The sequence below is a fragment of the Enterococcus haemoperoxidus ATCC BAA-382 genome, from assembly GCF_000407165.1.
In the GTDB taxonomy this organism is placed as follows: Bacteria; Bacillota; Bacilli; order Lactobacillales; family Enterococcaceae; genus Enterococcus_L; species Enterococcus_L haemoperoxidus.
The window spans coordinates 15,997-33,257 of the sequence record NZ_KE136480.1 but is presented as its reverse complement, the minus strand read 5'-3'; the positions used below and the strand labels follow the sequence as shown (position 1 = coordinate 33,257).

Genomic DNA, 17,261 nt, shown 5'->3' with positions numbered 1-17,261 from the left:
GATGAAAAATATAGATAATGAAACCAAGAAAATATGCTTAATTGCTTCCTCTGGAGGGCATTATGATGAATTACTAATGCTAAATAAATTAGGTGAAACGTTTGAACTTTATATAGTTACTGAAAAAACTATGTATAATTATTCGTCAACAGATACTTACTTTTTAAAACAACTAAATCGGAAAGAGTTATTTTTTATAATAAAATTTTTGTGGAATTCGATATTGTCTATTAGAATATTTTTCAAAGAAAAACCTGACATTATTATTTCTACAGGAGCATTATCAGTTATACCAACATATCTGATAGGTAAGATTTTTGGGAAAAAACTAATTTTTATTGAATCTTTTGCAAAGGTTTCTTCACCCACTTTAACTGGAAAGCTACTGTATAAATTTTGTGATATTTTTATTATCCAGTGGGAGGAATTAAAAAAATTTTATCCGAATGCAATTTGTTTAGGAAACATATATTAAGGGGGAGGAGCGGAAATGATTTTTGTAACTGTTGGTTCACAAAAATTCCAATTTAATCGACTTATTAAAATGGTTGATAAATTTATTGAGGATGGAAAAATTTCTGATAATGAAGTAATTGGGCAAATTGGTTCATGTTCGTATGAACCTAAAAATTTTAAGACAAAAAAATTTTATGAGAAAATATTTATAAATGAACTTTATGATAAGGCTGATATAATAATTACTCATGGAGGTACGGGATCGATAATTTCTGCATTGGAGAGAAATAAAAAAGTTATCGTGATTCCAAGAGAGTCTAAATATGGGGAGCATGTTGATGACCATCAATTTCAAATTACTAAATTATTTGTTGAACTTAATTATTGTTTTGAAGCAACGGATGAGGAAAGCTTTTCCAGATGCTTAGCTAGAATTAGCGAGCATAAGTTTAGTAAATTTAAATCTAACAATGATTTTTTCTTTTCAAACTTATTAAATTTGATTAATAGTGAGAGTGTGTAAAATTATGAGTAAAAATGATATTAATGTTGCGCTGATTACTGATAAAAATTACTTTATTCCAGCAGTAGTAACAATAAAAAGTATGTTAGCAAATACCAATAGAAAAATTAATATAAAGTGTGTTTTAACAGAAAAAGTTGTAAATGACTTGAAGAAGTTAGGCGATGAACTCGAAAATGAATATCAAAATTGTGCAATTGAATTTTTGTATTTTGACGATTCTATTCTAAGTCATGTTCAACCAAAATGGCATATTTCTAGAGCTGCGTATGTAAAAATTTATCTGCCGTCAATTTTATTAGAATGGGAAACTTGTATTTTCTTAGACAGTGATTTGTTAGTGAAAGAAGATATTGGGGGATTATGGGATGAATTCATAAACGATAATTCAAAACCAGAGATTGCAGCTGTTTGGAATCCTGGATATAACAAGGATAATAAGTTTATGGGGCTTCGTGAAGATGAAAAAACTTTTAACAGTGGAATTATGGTTATGAATTTAAAGAGTATGAGAGAAAATGAGGCAACGAAAAAATTAGAAAAATTTATCAAAGAATTTAATCACTTAACAATGCTAAATGATCAGGCTGCTTTTAATGCGGTGTATAAAAGAGATTGGCTTGAGTTACCTTTAAAATGGAATGTACAATTTCTATTTTTTGCCAAAAGAAGAACAGTCATCGGAATTGAGAAAGAAAGTTTAGCAAATTTGAAAAAGAAACCAGCAATAGTACACTTTACGACGTCTTCAAAACCATGGAAGTTTAGAAGTGTCCATCCATTTAAAAAAGAATATCTGACTTATTATCTTGATATTGAAAATTCAATATATCAAGGGAAAATTTCCATTATAGATATAATAAAAAGATTTAGAGAAATTCTTTTATTCTCAATAGGGAAAGTTTGAGAGGAAATTTATGAAAGCTACAAAATTATTGAGATTTGCAATTTATTTAAGTTGTAAAAGATTAAAAATTTTTTCACATTTAATTATCCTTATTTTGAGGTATCTGTTTGCTTTCGAAGCGTATGTGAATGAGAATACTAAAATAGGAAATGATATACAATTTAAACACAACGGCTTAGGCTGTGTGAGTCATCCCAGAGTTACTATTGGTGCAAATACAAGGTATATGAATGGTAAATTAAATAATACTGGTACACCTATTATCGGAAAAAATACAGTGATATATTCTGGAGCTGTCGTAGTGGTCCAATAAATATCGGTGAAAACTGTGTAATCGGTGCTAATACTGTTATCTCAAAAGATATTCCACCGAATTCCATTGCTTATGGAAATCCAGCAATAATAAAAGAAAGACATGAGAAAGTTGATTATATCACTCCAAAAGAGTACACAGTAAGTTAAGAACTGGAGGTAGTATGAATAAAAAATTACAATTTAAAAACCTACTAATAATAAGCTCATTTTCAGTATATTTAATGACAATTTTTTTAATACAAAATTCAACATTAAATTTAGTTCATAGTTTAGCTAATTTTGCTCAAATAATTAAAAGTGGCTATATCATACTGTCACTTCTATTTATCTTATTATTTAATAAATATAGTGTAAAACAAATAGTTGTATTGGCTACGATCGTTATTCCGTTATTTGTAACGAGAGTTATTGTTGGAGTTTCTCCATTATTAGATTTAATGATTGTCATTACAGGATTAAAATGTTTGTCACTAAAAAAAATACTAAACACATTTTTTGTAACACAAGCCATAAGTTTTATATTAATATTATCTCTTTTTTTCCTATCAGTCATTCCTGACAGGGTTGTAATAAGAGATGGAATTGTTAGAAGTTCATTAGGATTTTGGCATCCAAATACTGTTGGAATGATGTTGCTGAGTTTATTCATGCTATCTACTTTTTCAGAAAAAAAAATGACTAAGTTATTATTTAAAATCGGTGTTTTCAATATTATTAGTATTATCTTTTATGGTCTGACCAACTCTAGAACGTCGTTTTTCCTTATATTAGTAGTGTCATGTTTAACCCTACTACAATATTTTTTTAAGAATAGAAATTTTTTGTTTATTAATTCAAGATGGTTTATTCCAATCATATTTATAATTTTATTTGTTGTTTCTTACGTCTCTTCAATATTATATTTGCATGGTAATAGCCTAATTATTAAACTTAGTATTCTGTTGTCTAATCGAATTTCTATAGGAAGTAGATTCATAAATGAGTATAGACTTACCTTTTTTGGACAACAAGTTGAATACAGTAGTCTAAATTATTCAGTCCAAGAAGTTGTAGGCTTTCAATATAAGGTTTTAGACAATGTCTACTTGAAATACTTATTAAATTATGGTGCATTCTCTATAGGCTTACTTAGTTTGTACTTATATCGAATATCAAAAACTTTAAATAATTACTACCTAAAATATTGGAATATATATCTATTAATTTTTTTGATTTTTGGTTTGATGGAGCAAAGTGTTTTTAACGTGAGTACAAATTTCTTGTTACTTTTTGGAGTTATCTTGCTAAATAATAAAGACAATGAAGAGTTTCTCGGATGAGAAAGGAATTAGTAAATGAATATCTGTTTAGTTAATACTGATTTTAAACTTGGTGGACAACAAAAAATTGTTTTGAATCTAGGTAAACAACTTTCTCTTAAAGAAAATAAAGTATCATTTTACTCATTTCGACCAGAAGAGCCATTTTTTAATATCGATGAACTAGAAATGAAAATAGATAAAACCCAAGATGAGTTAACTCTATTTTCTAAATTGAAGAGAAAAGTACTTAGAAAAACTATCTTTTCTAATGGAAAAGCCAATCCGGTAGTAGAATTTAAGAGAAGGCATGGACGATTACTAAATTATCTCAAAGAACAAAAAATTGATTTAGTAATTTTAAGTGGTGGATTTCTAACAACATTTAGTCAGTCTATAAAGGAGTACATTCCAGAAATTAAAGTAATTGCTTGGCAACATAGCACTGCTGAAGTATATTTGGAAAACTATTATAGTGAAATTAAAGATAAATATTTAGAAGGATTAATATGCAGTGACTCTGTTGTTTGTCTAACTGAAGCAGATAGACGGGCTTTTGCTAGGTACAACCATAATACAGTAAGCATTTCTAATAGTGTTACGATGAATTCAAAAGTAAATAGTGTCTCAAGTAATAGAAATGATATTGTTTTTGTGTCAAGATTTGATGTTAAATCTAAAGGAATTGATTTTTTAATTGAGTTAGTTAACTTATTACCAAGAGATGTAATAGTGAAATTTGCTGGTTCAGGAACCAAAAAACAAGAAAAAATAATAAAAGAGATGATAGTTAAGAATGACTTGAATGATAGGATAATTTTATTAGGAGCATTGAATGAAAATGAATTAGCAGAGCTATATAAAAACGGAAAAATCTTTCTGTCTACTTCTAGATGGGAAGGATTTGGTCTGTCTATAGTAGAAGCAATGACCTTTGGATTACCAGTGATTTCATTCGATACAACCGGTCCTAGAGAAATTATAGGTGACGATGAGTTTGGTATCGTAATAGAGTCTTTTGATATTCTTAAAATGTCTGAGGCAGTCAAAAAGCTTTTAAGCGATGATGTTTTTTATAAAGACCTTAGTCATCTAGCTAAAAAACGGTCAAAAGATTTTACACCAGAAATAATCAAAGGAAAATGGGAGTCACATATTCAAGATTTATTTAAGGGAGGTTGACTATGAAAAAATTTATTTCCAAACTAATAGGATTTTCTTTAGGGCCCATTTTGGGAGCTGCGATTTCATTTTTAACGATCCCTGTTACAACTTACTATATAAATCCGGCAGAATTCGGGAAAGCGAGCATGTTTTCAGTTATTCAATATTTTTTGTTATCAATTATTTATTTGGGAATAGACCAATCATACACAAGAGAGTATCACAGAGATGACAATAAAATTAAAATTTTTCAAAATGCTTTATTAATTCCTGTATTAGCTGCTGTTTTGTTATGTACTATAACTATTCTATTTAAAAAACAATTTTCTATCTTATTTTTCTCTAATCCAAATTATACGCAAATAAGTATCCTATTTGGAATAATGATTATCTTTTCAGTTATTGAGAGGTTTATCTTATTGTCAATTAGAATGGCCGAAAAAGCTGTAGAATACTCAATTTTTTCAATATTTTTAAAAATTGTAATATTTGTTTTTACATTGGTGCTAGTTTTGGTTGGAAAAAGAACATTTTTAACAATCGTATATGCAACGATATTTGGGCAATTTTTTGGAGATATATTTTTGATTTTAAAATATAGACATCTTTTTAAAATAAATGTAGATATATTTGATAGTAACTTAATGAAAAAGATGCTTATTTTTGGTATACCTTTAATAATCGCTGCATCTTTAAGTAATCTTTTGAATACTTCGAGTAGATTCTTTTTAAGAGGATATAGTACTTTTTATGAATTAGGTATTTACACGGCGGCCTTGAAGATTTCAAATATTTTACAAATTATTCAAAGTGCGTTTACTAGCTTTTGGGTTCCAACTGCGTATAGGTGGGATAAAGAAAAAAAAGATATCAAACATTTTTCTTTTATAAGTGATATGTTGCTTTTAATCATGACTATAGGTTTCTTTTTTGTCTTGTTTTTTAAAAAATATATTGTTTTGATATTGTCTAATGACTATGCTGAAGCACAATATATAGCTGGATTGTTGGCTTTGACGCCTATATTATATACATTGAGTGAAACTACTACTCTAGGAATCGTTTTTTCAGGTAGAAGTTATTATAATATTTGGATTAGTATTCTATCGATTATTCCTAATATTATTTTGAATTATCTTTTGGTTCCTAAGTTTGGTACTGTAGGAGCCGCAATCTCTACGGCGTTTTCTTATATAATTTTCTGTATTGCTAGAACATATTTTTCTAGAAAATGTAACTTTAAGATTAGTTTCTTTAAGCAAATTATTTGTATAATCTTGTTTTTTATCGCAGCTTGCATGAATACATTCCCATATGAATATTCTAGTCTCGTCACGTTGCTTCTATTTTTGGCTACATTATTAGTGCAGGCTTCAACGTTCAGTAAAATTCTTGAAATTAGAAACAATTCGAAACTTTGGAATTTTGAATAGTTTTAGTATAGATTCTTTAGCTAAAACTAGTAAAGAAGTTATTCTATATATGGAATGGGTCTTGCAAGTATAAAAATGTTGTTTTAGAGGCTGAGGTTGTTATAATTCAGCCAGTAGTCAAGAGAATTCAATATAATAGATTGAAGATTGAATTTGGAAATCTATAATAATTGAAATGAGTGTGAAGAATGATACTTGTTTACTAGTTATTAAAAATGTACATGAGAAGACTGTTTATTTTCATAATAAGATTAATAATGAAAAAGGTGATAACTTGTCAAGTAGGGTTCAGTGGATTGATTATGCTAAGGGAGTGGGCATACTTTCTATTATTTTAGGTCATTCAGGATTTCCACAAATGAAGTATCTGTTTTGGTTCCATGTTCCGTTGTTTTTTATAATAAGTGGATTTTTGAACAAAAGGGGATATGAACAAAAATTTACAGATTTTTTTCGCAAAAAAATTATTTCATTGTGGATCCCATACTATGTATATGGAATTTTATGTATTTTACTTTTTCAAGTATTAGTTTGGGAATTTGACGCATCTTTTATATGTAAAGAACTCCTCAAGCTTATTTATAGTGGTACGAAAGTTACAGGAATTATAGGTGCTTTTTGGTTTATCCCAGTGCTTTTTTTTACTGAAATTATATTTTATTTTTACCAAAAAATAAACAAAAAGGCTATTAAAATTGCTTTTTTGTTTACATGCTATTTTACATTTCAGCTCGTTTTTCAGTATATAACTTTACCTATGGACATTAACGTGATTCCTATAGCTATAGTTTTCTTTTCCATAGGTGTATATATGAAAGAGAATTGGCAACGGAGAGTGATAATTAGTAAATTAGCAATAGTTATTTTGCTAGTATTCATGTTTTTCTTTCATTTAAAATTAGTAGACTTGAATATTGATTTGAAAAATGCTGTGGCATCACCATTAATTATAAATATAATAGTTCCAGTGGCAATATGTCAGCTTATTTTTGTCATATCAATATTTTTAGAAAAAAAGAAAGGCCTTCCGCTGAATATGTTAGCTTTTTTTGGAAAAGAAAGTCTATATTTTATGTTAACACATAATTTGATAATTAATTTTTTAGAAGTAAAAGGTGTACATAGTTGGTATATAGTTTTTATAATAACTATCATTGTATCTCTGTTACTCTATTACCCGATTATATTAATAACACAGTATATTATAAAAATAATAAATGTTTCCAATTGGAGGAGTTAAAATGAAAATATCAATCTTTGGTCTTGGTTATGTTGGTTTAGCAAATGCATTATTATTGTCACAAAGAGAAGAAGTGATTGCGTATGATATTGATGATGAAAAAATTAATATGCTTAATGAACAAATCTCTCCTTTGGATGATGCAGAGATCCATCATTTTTTAGAAAGATCTGATTTGAATCTCAAATTTACAAAAGACTTCATAAACGCAGTTGAGTTTGGGGACTTTCTAATCATTGCGACACCAACAGACTATGATGAAAAGAAAAATTATTTCGATACTACAACTGTTGAGTTTGTCATAGAAAAAAGCTTAGAAATCAGACCTGATGCGTGTTTTATTATTAAATCAACTGTTCCTGTAGGATATACAGAATCTTTAAAGAAAAAATACAATACTAACAACATCATATTCTCACCGGAATTCCTTCGTGAAGGAAAAGCTCTCTACGATAATCTCTATCCGTCTAGAATCATAATAGGTGAATGCTCAGAGCGAGCTCAAGAAATCGCAAATATGTTTTTAGAAAATACAGTCGAAAAAAATAGTGAGATTCTATTAACTAATTCTGCTGAAGCAGAGGCAATCAAGTTATTTTCTAACACATATTTAGCTTTGAGAGTTGCCTATTTTAATGAGTTGGACACTTATGCTGAAGTTCGTAATTTAAATGCAAAACAGATTATTGAAGGCGTTGGTCTAGATCCTAGAATCGGCACGCATTATAATAATCCTTCATTTGGTTACGGAGGCTATTGTCTTCCAAAAGATACAAAACAATTAAGAGCAAATTATGATCAAGTCCCCAATAATATTATTGGAGCAATCGTAGAAGCAAACACAACAAGAAAAGATTTTATTGCTGATCAGATTTTAGCAAAAAATCCTAAAGTTGTAGGAATATATAGACTGACAATGAAAGCAAACTCTGATAATTTTAGATATTCTTCAATTCAAGGAATAATGAAACGATTAAAAGCAAAAGGAATAGATGTAATTATATTTGAACCCACATTAAAAGAAGATTCTTTCTATCATTCAAATGTTATCAGAGATCTTAAAGAATTTAAAAAATTGTCTGATATAATTGTTTCCAATCGATTCGAAGATGATTTGAGTGATTGTGAAGAGAAAGTTTATACTCGAGACATATTTAGGAGAGATTGATAATTCTCTTCCTTAACTGTTATTATTTTACAAATACATTAAGATATCATGCCAATTCCCAAAAAAAGTTGCGGCATGGTTCAAATTGTGAGAAAATAGGTTTCATGAATTATTCTTGCAAAAATGAGGAAGTGTCTTATGAAGTTATGGAAAAAAGTAATATTAACTGCTTTAGGATTAGTTCTTGTTTCCGTTGCGGGTTTCTGTGCATATGGGATTAAAATGTATTCAGATGCAACTGGTACAGTAAAAGGTGTGTATGAATCGATCGACCGGACTTCTAAAAGAAGAGATACGGCTGTAAATATTGATGCGCAAGAACCTTTTTCAGTTTTACTGATGGGAATTGATACTGGTGACTTGGGACGGACAGAGCAAGGTCGTTCTGATACAACAATGGTAGTTACAATTAATCCTAAAGAAAAAAAATCTACAATGATTAGTTTAGATAGAGATATCCTAACTGAGATTGTTGGATATGGTACAGAAGATAAATTGAATCATGCTTATGCTTTTGGTGGAGCTAAAGGTGGAGCTAAGATGGCGATTGATACAGTAGAGAATTTATTGGATATCCCAATAGATAACTATGTATCGATTAATATGAAAGGTTTAAAAGATTTAATTGACGCTGTAGGCGGCATTGAAGTTGATAATCCTTTTGAATTTACACTAGATGGTATTACAGTTCCAAAGGGTCATATCAAGCTTGATAGTGAGACTGGATTGGCATATGCAAGGATGCGTGAAGAAGATCCAGAAGGCGATATAGGACGTCAAAGAAGACAGCGAGAAGTTGTCGAAAAAATTGTGAATAAGATCATCAGTTTAGATGGTATTTCAAAATACAGAAAAATTTTGGACGCAGTAAAAGATAATGTAAGAACGGATTTAACTTGGGATAATATGGTAGATATTCAGAAGAAGTATATGCCAGCCTTTAAAAATATTGACTCTCTACAGCTAGAGGGGGAAGGTACAATGATTGGTGGTATCTATTACCAAATCTTAGATCCAACTAAACTCTACGAAGTGCAAACAAAATTACGGTCTCAATTAGGGTTACCAGAAAATAAAGACATGCAGGCAAAAGATAGCAGTAATTACAGTAATCAGATTAGTGGGAATGAGACGGGTTCTTATGATGGAGCGTCTGATGCAGCTACTAATTATGATTATAGTCAAGATGGTACGAATGTTGATCCCAATTCCTATACAGATCAAAATGTAGCGGATGAGGGCCAATATTAGGATGGATATTAATTGATAAACTTCAATTCTCGAAAGAGGATTGAAGTTTTTTTTATTTTATCTCTACTTTAGACTAGAAATCTGTTTTATAGGGTGTTATAATTGGACTATACCAAATCTGGATATAAGGGAGCAATTTTCGATGAAAATTATCAAAGTAGCAAACGCAGAAGAAGGCGGAAAAAAAGCATTTGAACTAATCAAAGAAGGTATGGATAAGGGTGCAAAAGTTTTGGGGCTTGCGACAGGAAGTACACCTGAAACATTGTATAAAGAAATGACTGCAAGTGATTTAGATTTTACAGACATGACTTCTGTAAATTTAGATGAATATGTTGGCTTAGGTGGAGACGATGATCAAAGTTATCGTTATTTCATGAATGATCAATTATTCAATAAAAAACCATTTAAAAACACATACGTACCAAACGGAAAAGCGGACGATTTAGCGACTGAATGCAAGCACTACGAAAGCATTATCGATAGTAACCCGATCGATATTCAAATTCTAGGTATTGGTCAAAATGGACATATTGGTTTTAATGAACCAGGAACTCCGTTAGATAGTTTAACGCATGTCGTTGAATTGACAGAATCTACAATCAATGCGAATAAACGTAATTTTGAAAAAGTAGAAGATGTACCAACAAGAGCTGTTTCAATGGGAATCGGTTCAATCATGAAAGGTAAAAAAATGATTTTAATGGCTTATGGTGAAGCGAAAGCCGATGCGATCAAAGGAATGATCGATGGACCTGTTTCTGTTGATTTACCTGCAAGTGCTTTACAAAATCATTCAGATGTTGTTGTCATCATCGATGAGGCGGCAGCAAGTAAATTATAAGAACGAAAGGCTGTGATTGAAGGAACCTCTTCAGTCACGCTTTTTTTCTGGAAATGATCCTCACTCCCTCAATTTGAATTAGTGCTATAATGAAATAGAATAGGTAGGAGGAATGAATAGGATGGATATAAATTTAACAGTTCCTGAGATTATTATTCGACTATGTTTAGCTATGCTGATTGGCGGAGTGATTGGATTCGAACGGCAATATAAAAACCGGCCTGCTGGTATGAGGACGCATATTTTGGTTTGTATGGGTGCTACTATCATTGCACTGATTCAAGTTGAAATAGCTGCGAGTACTTTGCAAGATGCTGTTAATCATCCTGAATTGACTGGTGTGATCCGTTCTGACCAAGCACGGTTGATTGCTCAAGTAGTGAGTGGAATCGGTTTTTTAGGTGCTGGAACAATTATTGTGACTAAACAATCTGTAACAGGTTTAACAACAGCCGCTTCACTTTGGGCTGTGGCAGGCTTAGGTATTGCAATTGGTATGGGGTATTATGCGATTGCAATCACTAGTTTCATTGGTGTTTTTGTTGCATTGACTGTTGTGAGAAAAGTGATTCATGTACCTACTACAAAAAAATTAGAAATCCGCTATATACACAAACAGGAAACAAAAGAATTTATCAATCAGTATTTTGAAGAACATAAAATCGAAATCGAAGATGTAAACTTCAATGTAGTATTAGTTGATGATACACAAATTTACACGAATATTTATACGATTGATTTACCTAAAGGAATGACGTATGCAGAAGTTATAGAAGATTTATCAATCTATAAAAATATAACGAAGCTTCGTTTGGTAAGCATTTAAACTATTTTTTATGAGCATAACAAAAAGAAGGTAACCTTGAATTTCTTGAGGATACCTTTTTTGTAACTATTAGTACATATAAAAAATAATGACCCAACTTAATAAGACCGTCAAAGAACCGCTAAAAAAATTCACCCAATCATTAGAAAACCATGAGATACCGTTAACTAGCTTACTTGGTTGTAAATGATGTTTTTTTTGTTCAGTGAGTTGTTCACAGATAACACAGCGATATTTTGCTTGAAGGGTTGCTCCTAATAAACTATCCACAATAGAATTAACAATGCCACAAATACATGGCAGAATAATCATGACGCTTGTTGGGAGTTGAGAAAAGTGATTCCACCCGAAAAATAGCCAAAATGCAAATGAAATTAATAGGCTTCCGAAGATTGAGGCAACACTTCCAAGGATAGAAACACCACCAGAAAGACCTGGTTCAATTGGTTTAAGTGTAATAATCGAACGTGGTACTTGTGTACTTAAAATACCTATCTCAGATCCTAAAGTATCGGCTGTCGCACCCGCGATGGCACTAACATAACCAATCATAAATAATTGATTTTCTGTATAGTAGAAAAGAACTAAGGAAATAATTGCTGGAAGACTGTTAGCAAGCACTTGCCAAGCATCTCTAGTATGACCTTTTTCAGCAATAGAGTCAATTTTAGCTATCTTCATCACTTTTTTTGCTAGATGTACACATCCAGAACTACCAAAAAATAAAATCAGTAACAACCAAGTAAACCACGGGCCAAATCCACAAACGACACCAGCAATAAAAATCACAGCAAAAGCCCCAGACTTTGTGAGTAAATTTGTAGTATAGGAGAATGTGGCGATTAGACTTCCTACAATAAATCCTAGCAATAATTTATATAAAAATATAGTCATAAGGCACCTCTTGAAATGATTGTTAAATGTATAGGGAATGACTTGTTCTATAAAAAAATAAGCCTAAGATCAAAACTACTTGAGTTTTATCTTATACTTATTTTTTATAGTAATAATTATTCCATACCAATCAGATAATCATCATCTTTCATAGCTTCAACGGTTCCTAATAAATAACCATTACCGACTTGTGAGAAGAAATCATGATTACTTGTACCAGTAGAAATACCGTTCATCACGATTGGGTTGACATCATTCGCTGTATCAGCAAACAGTGGATCCATACCAAGGTTCATCAATGCTTTATTGGCATTGTAACGTAGGAATGTTTTTACTTCTTCAGTCCAGCCTAATCCGTCATATAGTTCTTCTGTATAACGTTCTTCATTTTCATATAACTCGTAAAGAAGATTATACATCCAATCTTTCATATCATTTTGTTCTGCTTCAGTTAATTCGTTAAACCCTAATTGGAATTTGTATCCAATATAAGTACCATGAACAGATTCATCACGAATGATTAATTTGATGATTTCAGCGACATTTGCTAGTTTGTTATTTCCTAAGTAGTACAAAGGCGTATAAAAACCAGAGTAGAATAAGAAAGTTTCTAAAAACACACTAGCAACTTTCTTTTCTAACGGTGTACCATTTTTATAAATCTCGTTGATTTTCTCAGCTTTAGTTTGCAAATACACATTGGTATTTGTCCATTCGAAGATATCATCGATTTCTTTTTTAGTATTTAATGTACTAAAGATTGATGAATAGCTTTTTGCATGAACAGATTCCATAAACTGGATATTGTTTAAAACAGCTTCTTCATGTGGTGTACGGACATCATTTCTTAACTGTTCCATCCCACTTTCAGACTGAACAGTATCTAATAGTGTCAAACCGCCAAAGACATAGCCTACAGTTGTTTTTTCGAGGTCTGAAAGAGTTCTCCAGTCATCTAGATCATTTGATAGAGGGATACGAGTATCTAACCAAAATTGTTCCGTTAGCTTTTCCCAAGTTGATTTATCGATTACATCTTCGATAGCATTCCAGTTAATTGCTTCATAATACGTTGCCATGTATTTTCCTCCTCATTACCAATACAATAAATCATGGAACAAGGCGACCAGAGGGCGCCTTGTTTGTTTTTTTACGAGTTTGTTGGTTTCAATTTTTAGATGACACAACTCTCACATTGGTTACTTCCAATTTCTTCGGCATCATCAGTAAATGTTCGTACATAATAAATTGATTTAACACCTTTATGGAAAGCATAGTGGCGTAAAATATTCAGATCACGAGTTGTTTGTTTTGGTGAATCTTTCCATTCATATAAACCTTCTGGAATTTCAGAACGCATAAACAATGTTAAACTCATACCTTGATCCACATGTTGTTGCGCTGTTGCATAAACATCGATCACTTTACGCATATCCATATCATAAGCAGATGTGTAATAAGGAATTGTGTCATTTGCTAAATGAGGAGCTGGGTAATAAATTTTACCGATTTTCTTTTCTTGGCGCTCTTCAATCATGCGAGTGATTGGGTGGATACTAGCACTTGTATCATTGATATAAGAAATAGAACCATTCGGAGCGACAGCTAACCGATTTTGGTGATATAGACCGTCTTTTTTCACTGCATCACGTAAGTTTGCCCAGTCTTCAGAAGTTGGAACAAAAATGTCTTTAAAAATTTCTTTGACTTTATCTGATTGTGGAGTGAAATCTCCTTCAATATATTTATCAAAATAGGAACCATTAGCATAATCGGATTTTTCAAAATTATGGAAGGTTTCATTGTATTGTTTAGCAATGTTATTGCTTTCTACTAAAGTCCAGTAGTTCAATAAAGTAAAGTAAACATTGGTGAAATCTAGTGAATCTTTAGAACCATATTCCATATGATTTTTAGCAAAGAACGTATGCAGGCCCATCGCACCAAGTCCGATTGTATGACTTAATCTGTTTCCGTTTTGAATAGAAGGAACCACATCGATATCTGACGCGTCCGTAACAAATGTTAAGGCACGTGTCATAGCACGAACTGATTTACCAAAGTCAGGACTGTCCATCAAATTGACGATGTTGGTTGAACCTAAGTTACAGCTGATATCTGTACCAAGTGTTTCATATTCTTGTTTGCCATTTAAAACTGATGGTGTTTGAACTTGTAAGATTTCTGAACATAAGTTACTCATGATGATTTTGCCATAAGCTGGATTGCTTCTGTTCGCTGTATCAATGTTGATGATATATGGATAGCCGGATTCCTGTTGTAATTTAGAAATTTCATTTTCTAGATCACGGGCTTTGATTTTACGTTTACGAATCTTAGGGTTAGCCACAAGATTATCGTATTCTTTTGTAATATCAACATAAGAGAATGGCACACCATACTCACGTTCAACACTGTATGGGCTAAATAGATACATATCTTCATTATTACGTGCTAATTCGTAAAATTTATCAGGAACCACAACGCCTAAAGATAAAGTCTTCACACGAACTTTTTCATCCGCATTTTCTTTCTTCGTTGAAAGGAACATTTCGATATCTGGATGGAAGACGTTTAGATACACTACTCCAGCACCTTGACGTTGGCCTAATTGATTAGAATAGCTAAAGCTATCTTCGAACAATTTCATGACAGGAACTACGCCGCTGGCAGCTCCTTCGTATCCTTTAATGGGTGCACCTGCCTCACGTAAGTTTGCTAATGTGATACCCACACCGCCACCGATACGTGATAACTGTAAAGCTGAGTTGATTGAACGACCAATGCTGTTCATATCATCTGTTACTTGAATCAAGAAACAAGAAACAAGCTCGCCACGGCGTTTACGTCCAGCATTCAAGAAAGAAGGTGTAGCAGGTTGATAACGTTGGTGGATCATTTCGTCGGCTAGAATTAAAGCTAATTCTTCATTTCCGTCAGCGAAATACAAGGCATTAAAAGCCACACGGTCTTCATAACTTTCTAAGTATTCAGTTCCTTCATTGTTTTTAAGCGCATATTGTGAATAAAACTTGTAAGCTGCCATAAATGATTTAAATTCAAAATGTTGTTCAGCAAGAAATGTGTATAATTGTTCAATAAAAGCCATAGAATATTTTTCAATAAATGCTGTTTCTAAATAATCATTGTCGATCAAGTAATTAATTTTTTCTTCTATAGTATTGAAGGTTCTTGTATTAGGAAGGACATTTTCTTTGAAGAAAGCTTCCAATGCTTCTTTATCCTTATGTAAAGGAATTTGTCCATCAACAGGACGATTGATCTCATTATTCAGCTTAAAATAGCTAACATCTTTAATTTCTTTTAGACTCAAGTTCATTCACTACTTTCTTAAAGGATTCCACGTCTTCGTTCGTGCCGCTAAATTCAAAAGCAAAAAGCATTGGAACGTTGTAATCACGTGCTATGTCTTTGGCTGTATATACATATAATTCTGCGAAATTGAGGTTTCCGCCTCCAGCAACGCCCTGCAGGTTTTTTCGATTACTTTTAAAATCAAGAAAATCGTTCACTACTTCAGTGATTTCTTGGTCATAAGTAGGAACGACTAGGACAAAAGGCTCATTTATCTCAAAAAAAGGATTCGCAGGCTCAATTTCGTAAGCTGCTAAATCCAATTTTTTAATGAAGCGTCTAGTTTGTCCGGTGACTGAAAAATAAACAATTTTCATTTTAGCTAGCCAATTGTTTTAATTGATCAGGACGGAATCCGACAACTGTTGTAGCATCAGAAGTGATAACCGGAACACTTTGGAAACCTTGTTCTTTTAACCAGTCGATTGCGTCTGGTTGGATATCAATATTTACTTCTTCAAATGCTATATTATTCTCGCTCAAAAAGCGTTTTGCCATTTTACATTGGATACAATTATTTTTAGAAAAGATTTTTACGTTCATTTTTAATTCCCCCTCAATTAGTTTACTTCACTAGTATAAATCTCTCACGAAAAAAGTCAACAGTTAGGCACTACATATTGTGGTTGTTTTTCACCTGAATACCAAGTTTTGTGTTTTTGAAAGAAATATGAAAACACGTATTCTCTAGATTTGAGCGACTATTGTGGTTATTTTTGTGTTTAAAAAAGAAATTTATTAAATTTTGAATTGGAAATTTTAATTCTTGGGGCACAAGATATAGTGGTCAATCGTAGTGAGGCACACTAGGAAGAGTTAACCTATGTATCCAATAAATATTTTCTTACTCTAGGTTGAAAGAACATTGATTTAAGTATCACAAACAGGTATACTTAATGAGAACGATTATCAATATCAATGACGATAATAATGAAACTTTTTCACAAGTCTTTATAAGTACATTTAGCTTTTTAGGTTAGCCTTTGGGTGAAAAGATAAAATCTGTTAGTGACTAAAAACGTCACCACCATATTTTCCTATTTTTCAGTCAAGGCTAAATGAGCCTACTACGCTTTTAAAATAGGGAGGACCAGCAAATGTTGACATTAGCACAGGCAAAGTTGAATAAGGTTTATACAATTGAAGAGATTCAGGCAGAAGGTTTTGCGAAGAAGCATTTGAATAATCTTGGTCTTGTCCCAGGTGGGAAAGTTGTACTAGTGAATTATTCTAGTGAGAATGGGATTGTTTTGCTGCACAATAGCCGAATTGCCATTAATCTATCGGTGTTACAACAGATTACAATAGTAGAAAAAAATATCGATGAGGAAAATTGGTTATCTTTAGATCAATTAACAGTAGGCGAAAAAGCCCGTGTAATTGGGATTCATGGACAAGGTGCAGTTAAAAGACGTTTGATGGATATGGGGCTAACAAAAGGTGTGGATCTTCTCGTCAGAAAAATGGCTCCTTTAGGAGATCCAATCGAAATCAATCTTCGTGGATACGAACTGACGTTAAGAAAAAATGAAGCAGAATTAGTCTTGGTACAGAAAGAAGGGTAAGA

The 17,261-nt window shown here is 31.8% G+C and carries 18 protein-coding genes; 13 read left to right on the top strand and 5 right to left on the bottom strand.

Features of this window, described 5'->3' with window-relative positions; genetic code table 11:
- The first annotated feature begins 1 nt into the window (after position 1).
- The 12 genes from pssD to I583_RS10935 all read left to right on the top strand — a co-directional run bounded on the left by pssD (position 2) and on the right by I583_RS10935 (position 11,425).
- Positions 2-475 carry a PssD/Cps14F family polysaccharide biosynthesis glycosyltransferase gene (gene pssD / locus I583_RS10990; protein WP_010760407.1) on the top strand — a complete coding sequence of 158 codons (474 nt, stop codon included), beginning with the start codon at positions 2-4 and terminating at the stop codon, positions 473-475.
- Between the two features lie 15 nt (positions 476-490).
- On the top strand, positions 491-979 hold the full coding sequence (gene pssE / locus I583_RS10985; protein WP_010760408.1) for a PssE/Cps14G family polysaccharide biosynthesis glycosyltransferase: 489 nt from the start codon (positions 491-493) through the stop codon (positions 977-979).
- Positions 980-983: 4 nt separating this feature from the next.
- Positions 984-1,886: a glycosyltransferase family 8 protein gene (locus I583_RS10980; RefSeq protein WP_010760409.1), complete on the top strand. Its 903-nt coding sequence runs from the start codon at positions 984-986 to the stop codon at positions 1,884-1,886.
- 10 nt (positions 1,887-1,896) lie between these two features.
- Positions 1,897-2,199 carry a hypothetical protein gene (locus I583_RS10975; RefSeq protein ID WP_010760410.1) on the top strand — a complete coding sequence of 101 codons (303 nt, stop codon included), beginning with the start codon at positions 1,897-1,899 and terminating at the stop codon, positions 2,197-2,199.
- A 163-nt stretch (positions 2,200-2,362) separates the two neighbouring features.
- Positions 2,363-3,520 (top strand): hypothetical protein, encoded by a 1,158-nt coding sequence (locus I583_RS10970; RefSeq protein WP_010760411.1) that lies wholly within the window; start codon positions 2,363-2,365, stop codon positions 3,518-3,520.
- Positions 3,521-3,535: 15 nt separating this feature from the next.
- The gene (locus I583_RS10965) at positions 3,536-4,681 is read left to right on the top strand and encodes a glycosyltransferase (RefSeq protein ID WP_010760412.1); all 1,146 of its coding nucleotides are present in this window, start codon (positions 3,536-3,538) and stop codon (positions 4,679-4,681) included.
- Between the two features lie 2 nt (positions 4,682-4,683).
- Positions 4,684-6,096 (top strand): lipopolysaccharide biosynthesis protein, encoded by a 1,413-nt coding sequence (locus I583_RS10960; protein ID WP_010760413.1) that lies wholly within the window; start codon positions 4,684-4,686, stop codon positions 6,094-6,096.
- Positions 6,097-6,271: 175 nt separating this feature from the next.
- Positions 6,272-7,336, top strand: coding sequence for an acyltransferase family protein (locus tag I583_RS10955; protein ID WP_034683498.1), 1,065 nt, complete (start codon positions 6,272-6,274; stop codon positions 7,334-7,336).
- A 1-nt stretch (position 7,337) separates the two neighbouring features.
- Complete coding sequence (locus tag I583_RS10950; protein WP_010760415.1) at positions 7,338-8,504, top strand: nucleotide sugar dehydrogenase; 1,167 nt, start codon at positions 7,338-7,340, stop codon at positions 8,502-8,504.
- A gap of 138 nt (positions 8,505-8,642) precedes the next feature.
- Entirely contained in the window at positions 8,643-9,755 is a 1,113-nt protein-coding gene (locus I583_RS10945; protein WP_010760416.1) for an LCP family glycopolymer transferase, read from the top strand.
- A 142-nt stretch (positions 9,756-9,897) separates the two neighbouring features.
- On the top strand, positions 9,898-10,599 hold the full coding sequence (nagB, locus tag I583_RS10940; protein ID WP_010760417.1) for a glucosamine-6-phosphate deaminase: 702 nt from the start codon (positions 9,898-9,900) through the stop codon (positions 10,597-10,599).
- Between the two features lie 121 nt (positions 10,600-10,720).
- A complete protein-coding gene (locus I583_RS10935) occupies positions 10,721-11,425 on the top strand; it encodes an MgtC/SapB family protein (protein ID WP_010760418.1) in 705 nt (234 codons plus the stop codon).
- A gap of 69 nt (positions 11,426-11,494) precedes the next feature.
- Here I583_RS10935 and I583_RS10930 read toward each other — a convergent pair whose 3' ends face one another.
- The 5 genes from I583_RS10930 to nrdH form a co-directional block, all read right to left on the bottom strand.
- Positions 11,495-12,319: a DUF92 domain-containing protein gene (locus tag I583_RS10930; protein WP_010760419.1), complete on the bottom strand. Its 825-nt coding sequence runs from the start codon at positions 12,317-12,319 to the stop codon at positions 11,495-11,497.
- A 116-nt stretch (positions 12,320-12,435) separates the two neighbouring features.
- Positions 12,436-13,398 carry a class 1b ribonucleoside-diphosphate reductase subunit beta gene (nrdF, locus tag I583_RS10925; protein ID WP_010760420.1) on the bottom strand — a complete coding sequence of 321 codons (963 nt, stop codon included), beginning with the start codon at positions 13,396-13,398 and terminating at the stop codon, positions 12,436-12,438.
- A gap of 95 nt (positions 13,399-13,493) precedes the next feature.
- Positions 13,494-15,653: a class 1b ribonucleoside-diphosphate reductase subunit alpha gene (gene nrdE, locus I583_RS10920; RefSeq protein ID WP_010760421.1), complete on the bottom strand. Its 2,160-nt coding sequence runs from the start codon at positions 15,651-15,653 to the stop codon at positions 13,494-13,496.
- Positions 15,634-16,011, bottom strand: coding sequence for a class Ib ribonucleoside-diphosphate reductase assembly flavoprotein NrdI (gene nrdI, locus I583_RS10915; RefSeq protein WP_010760422.1), 378 nt, complete (start codon positions 16,009-16,011; stop codon positions 15,634-15,636). The genes nrdE and nrdI overlap by 20 nt, the downstream gene beginning before the upstream one ends.
- A 1-nt stretch (position 16,012) precedes the next feature.
- Positions 16,013-16,237 carry a glutaredoxin-like protein NrdH gene (gene nrdH, locus I583_RS10910; protein WP_010760423.1) on the bottom strand — a complete coding sequence of 75 codons (225 nt, stop codon included), beginning with the start codon at positions 16,235-16,237 and terminating at the stop codon, positions 16,013-16,015.
- Between the two features lie 554 nt (positions 16,238-16,791).
- On the opposite strand from nrdH, the gene I583_RS10905 reads away from it, so the two are divergent.
- A complete protein-coding gene (locus tag I583_RS10905) occupies positions 16,792-17,259 on the top strand; it encodes a FeoA family protein (protein ID WP_010760424.1) in 468 nt (155 codons plus the stop codon).
- The last annotated feature ends 2 nt before the right edge of the window (positions 17,260-17,261 follow it).

What these genes read in the sequence shown, in the direction of transcription:
- nrdF (WP_010760420.1), bottom strand. Translation starts at nt 13,398, where the DNA reads ATGGCAACGTATTATGAAGCAATTAACTGGAATGCTATCGAAGATGTA.
- I583_RS10965 (WP_010760412.1), top strand. Translation starts at nt 3,536, where the DNA reads ATGAATATCTGTTTAGTTAATACTGATTTTAAACTTGGTGGACAACAA.
- I583_RS10960 (WP_010760413.1), top strand. Translation starts at nt 4,684, where the DNA reads ATGAAAAAATTTATTTCCAAACTAATAGGATTTTCTTTAGGGCCCATT.
- I583_RS10935 (WP_010760418.1), top strand. Translation starts at nt 10,721, where the DNA reads ATGGATATAAATTTAACAGTTCCTGAGATTATTATTCGACTATGTTTA.
- pssD (WP_010760407.1), top strand. Translation starts at nt 2, where the DNA reads ATGAAAAATATAGATAATGAAACCAAGAAAATATGCTTAATTGCTTCC.
- I583_RS10970 (WP_010760411.1), top strand. Translation starts at nt 2,363, where the DNA reads ATGAATAAAAAATTACAATTTAAAAACCTACTAATAATAAGCTCATTT.
- I583_RS10955 (WP_034683498.1), top strand. Translation starts at nt 6,272, where the DNA reads ATGAGTGTGAAGAATGATACTTGTTTACTAGTTATTAAAAATGTACAT.
- I583_RS10930 (WP_010760419.1), bottom strand. Translation starts at nt 12,319, where the DNA reads ATGACTATATTTTTATATAAATTATTGCTAGGATTTATTGTAGGAAGT.
- I583_RS10975 (WP_010760410.1), top strand. Translation starts at nt 1,897, where the DNA reads ATGAAAGCTACAAAATTATTGAGATTTGCAATTTATTTAAGTTGTAAA.
- nrdI (WP_010760422.1), bottom strand. Translation starts at nt 16,011, where the DNA reads ATGAAAATTGTTTATTTTTCAGTCACCGGACAAACTAGACGCTTCATT.
- I583_RS10950 (WP_010760415.1), top strand. Translation starts at nt 7,338, where the DNA reads ATGAAAATATCAATCTTTGGTCTTGGTTATGTTGGTTTAGCAAATGCA.
- pssE (WP_010760408.1), top strand. Translation starts at nt 491, where the DNA reads ATGATTTTTGTAACTGTTGGTTCACAAAAATTCCAATTTAATCGACTT.
- I583_RS10905 (WP_010760424.1), top strand. Translation starts at nt 16,792, where the DNA reads ATGTTGACATTAGCACAGGCAAAGTTGAATAAGGTTTATACAATTGAA.
- nagB (WP_010760417.1), top strand. Translation starts at nt 9,898, where the DNA reads ATGAAAATTATCAAAGTAGCAAACGCAGAAGAAGGCGGAAAAAAAGCA.
- I583_RS10980 (WP_010760409.1), top strand. Translation starts at nt 984, where the DNA reads ATGAGTAAAAATGATATTAATGTTGCGCTGATTACTGATAAAAATTAC.
- I583_RS10945 (WP_010760416.1), top strand. Translation starts at nt 8,643, where the DNA reads ATGAAGTTATGGAAAAAAGTAATATTAACTGCTTTAGGATTAGTTCTT.
- nrdH (WP_010760423.1), bottom strand. Translation starts at nt 16,237, where the DNA reads ATGAACGTAAAAATCTTTTCTAAAAATAATTGTATCCAATGTAAAATG.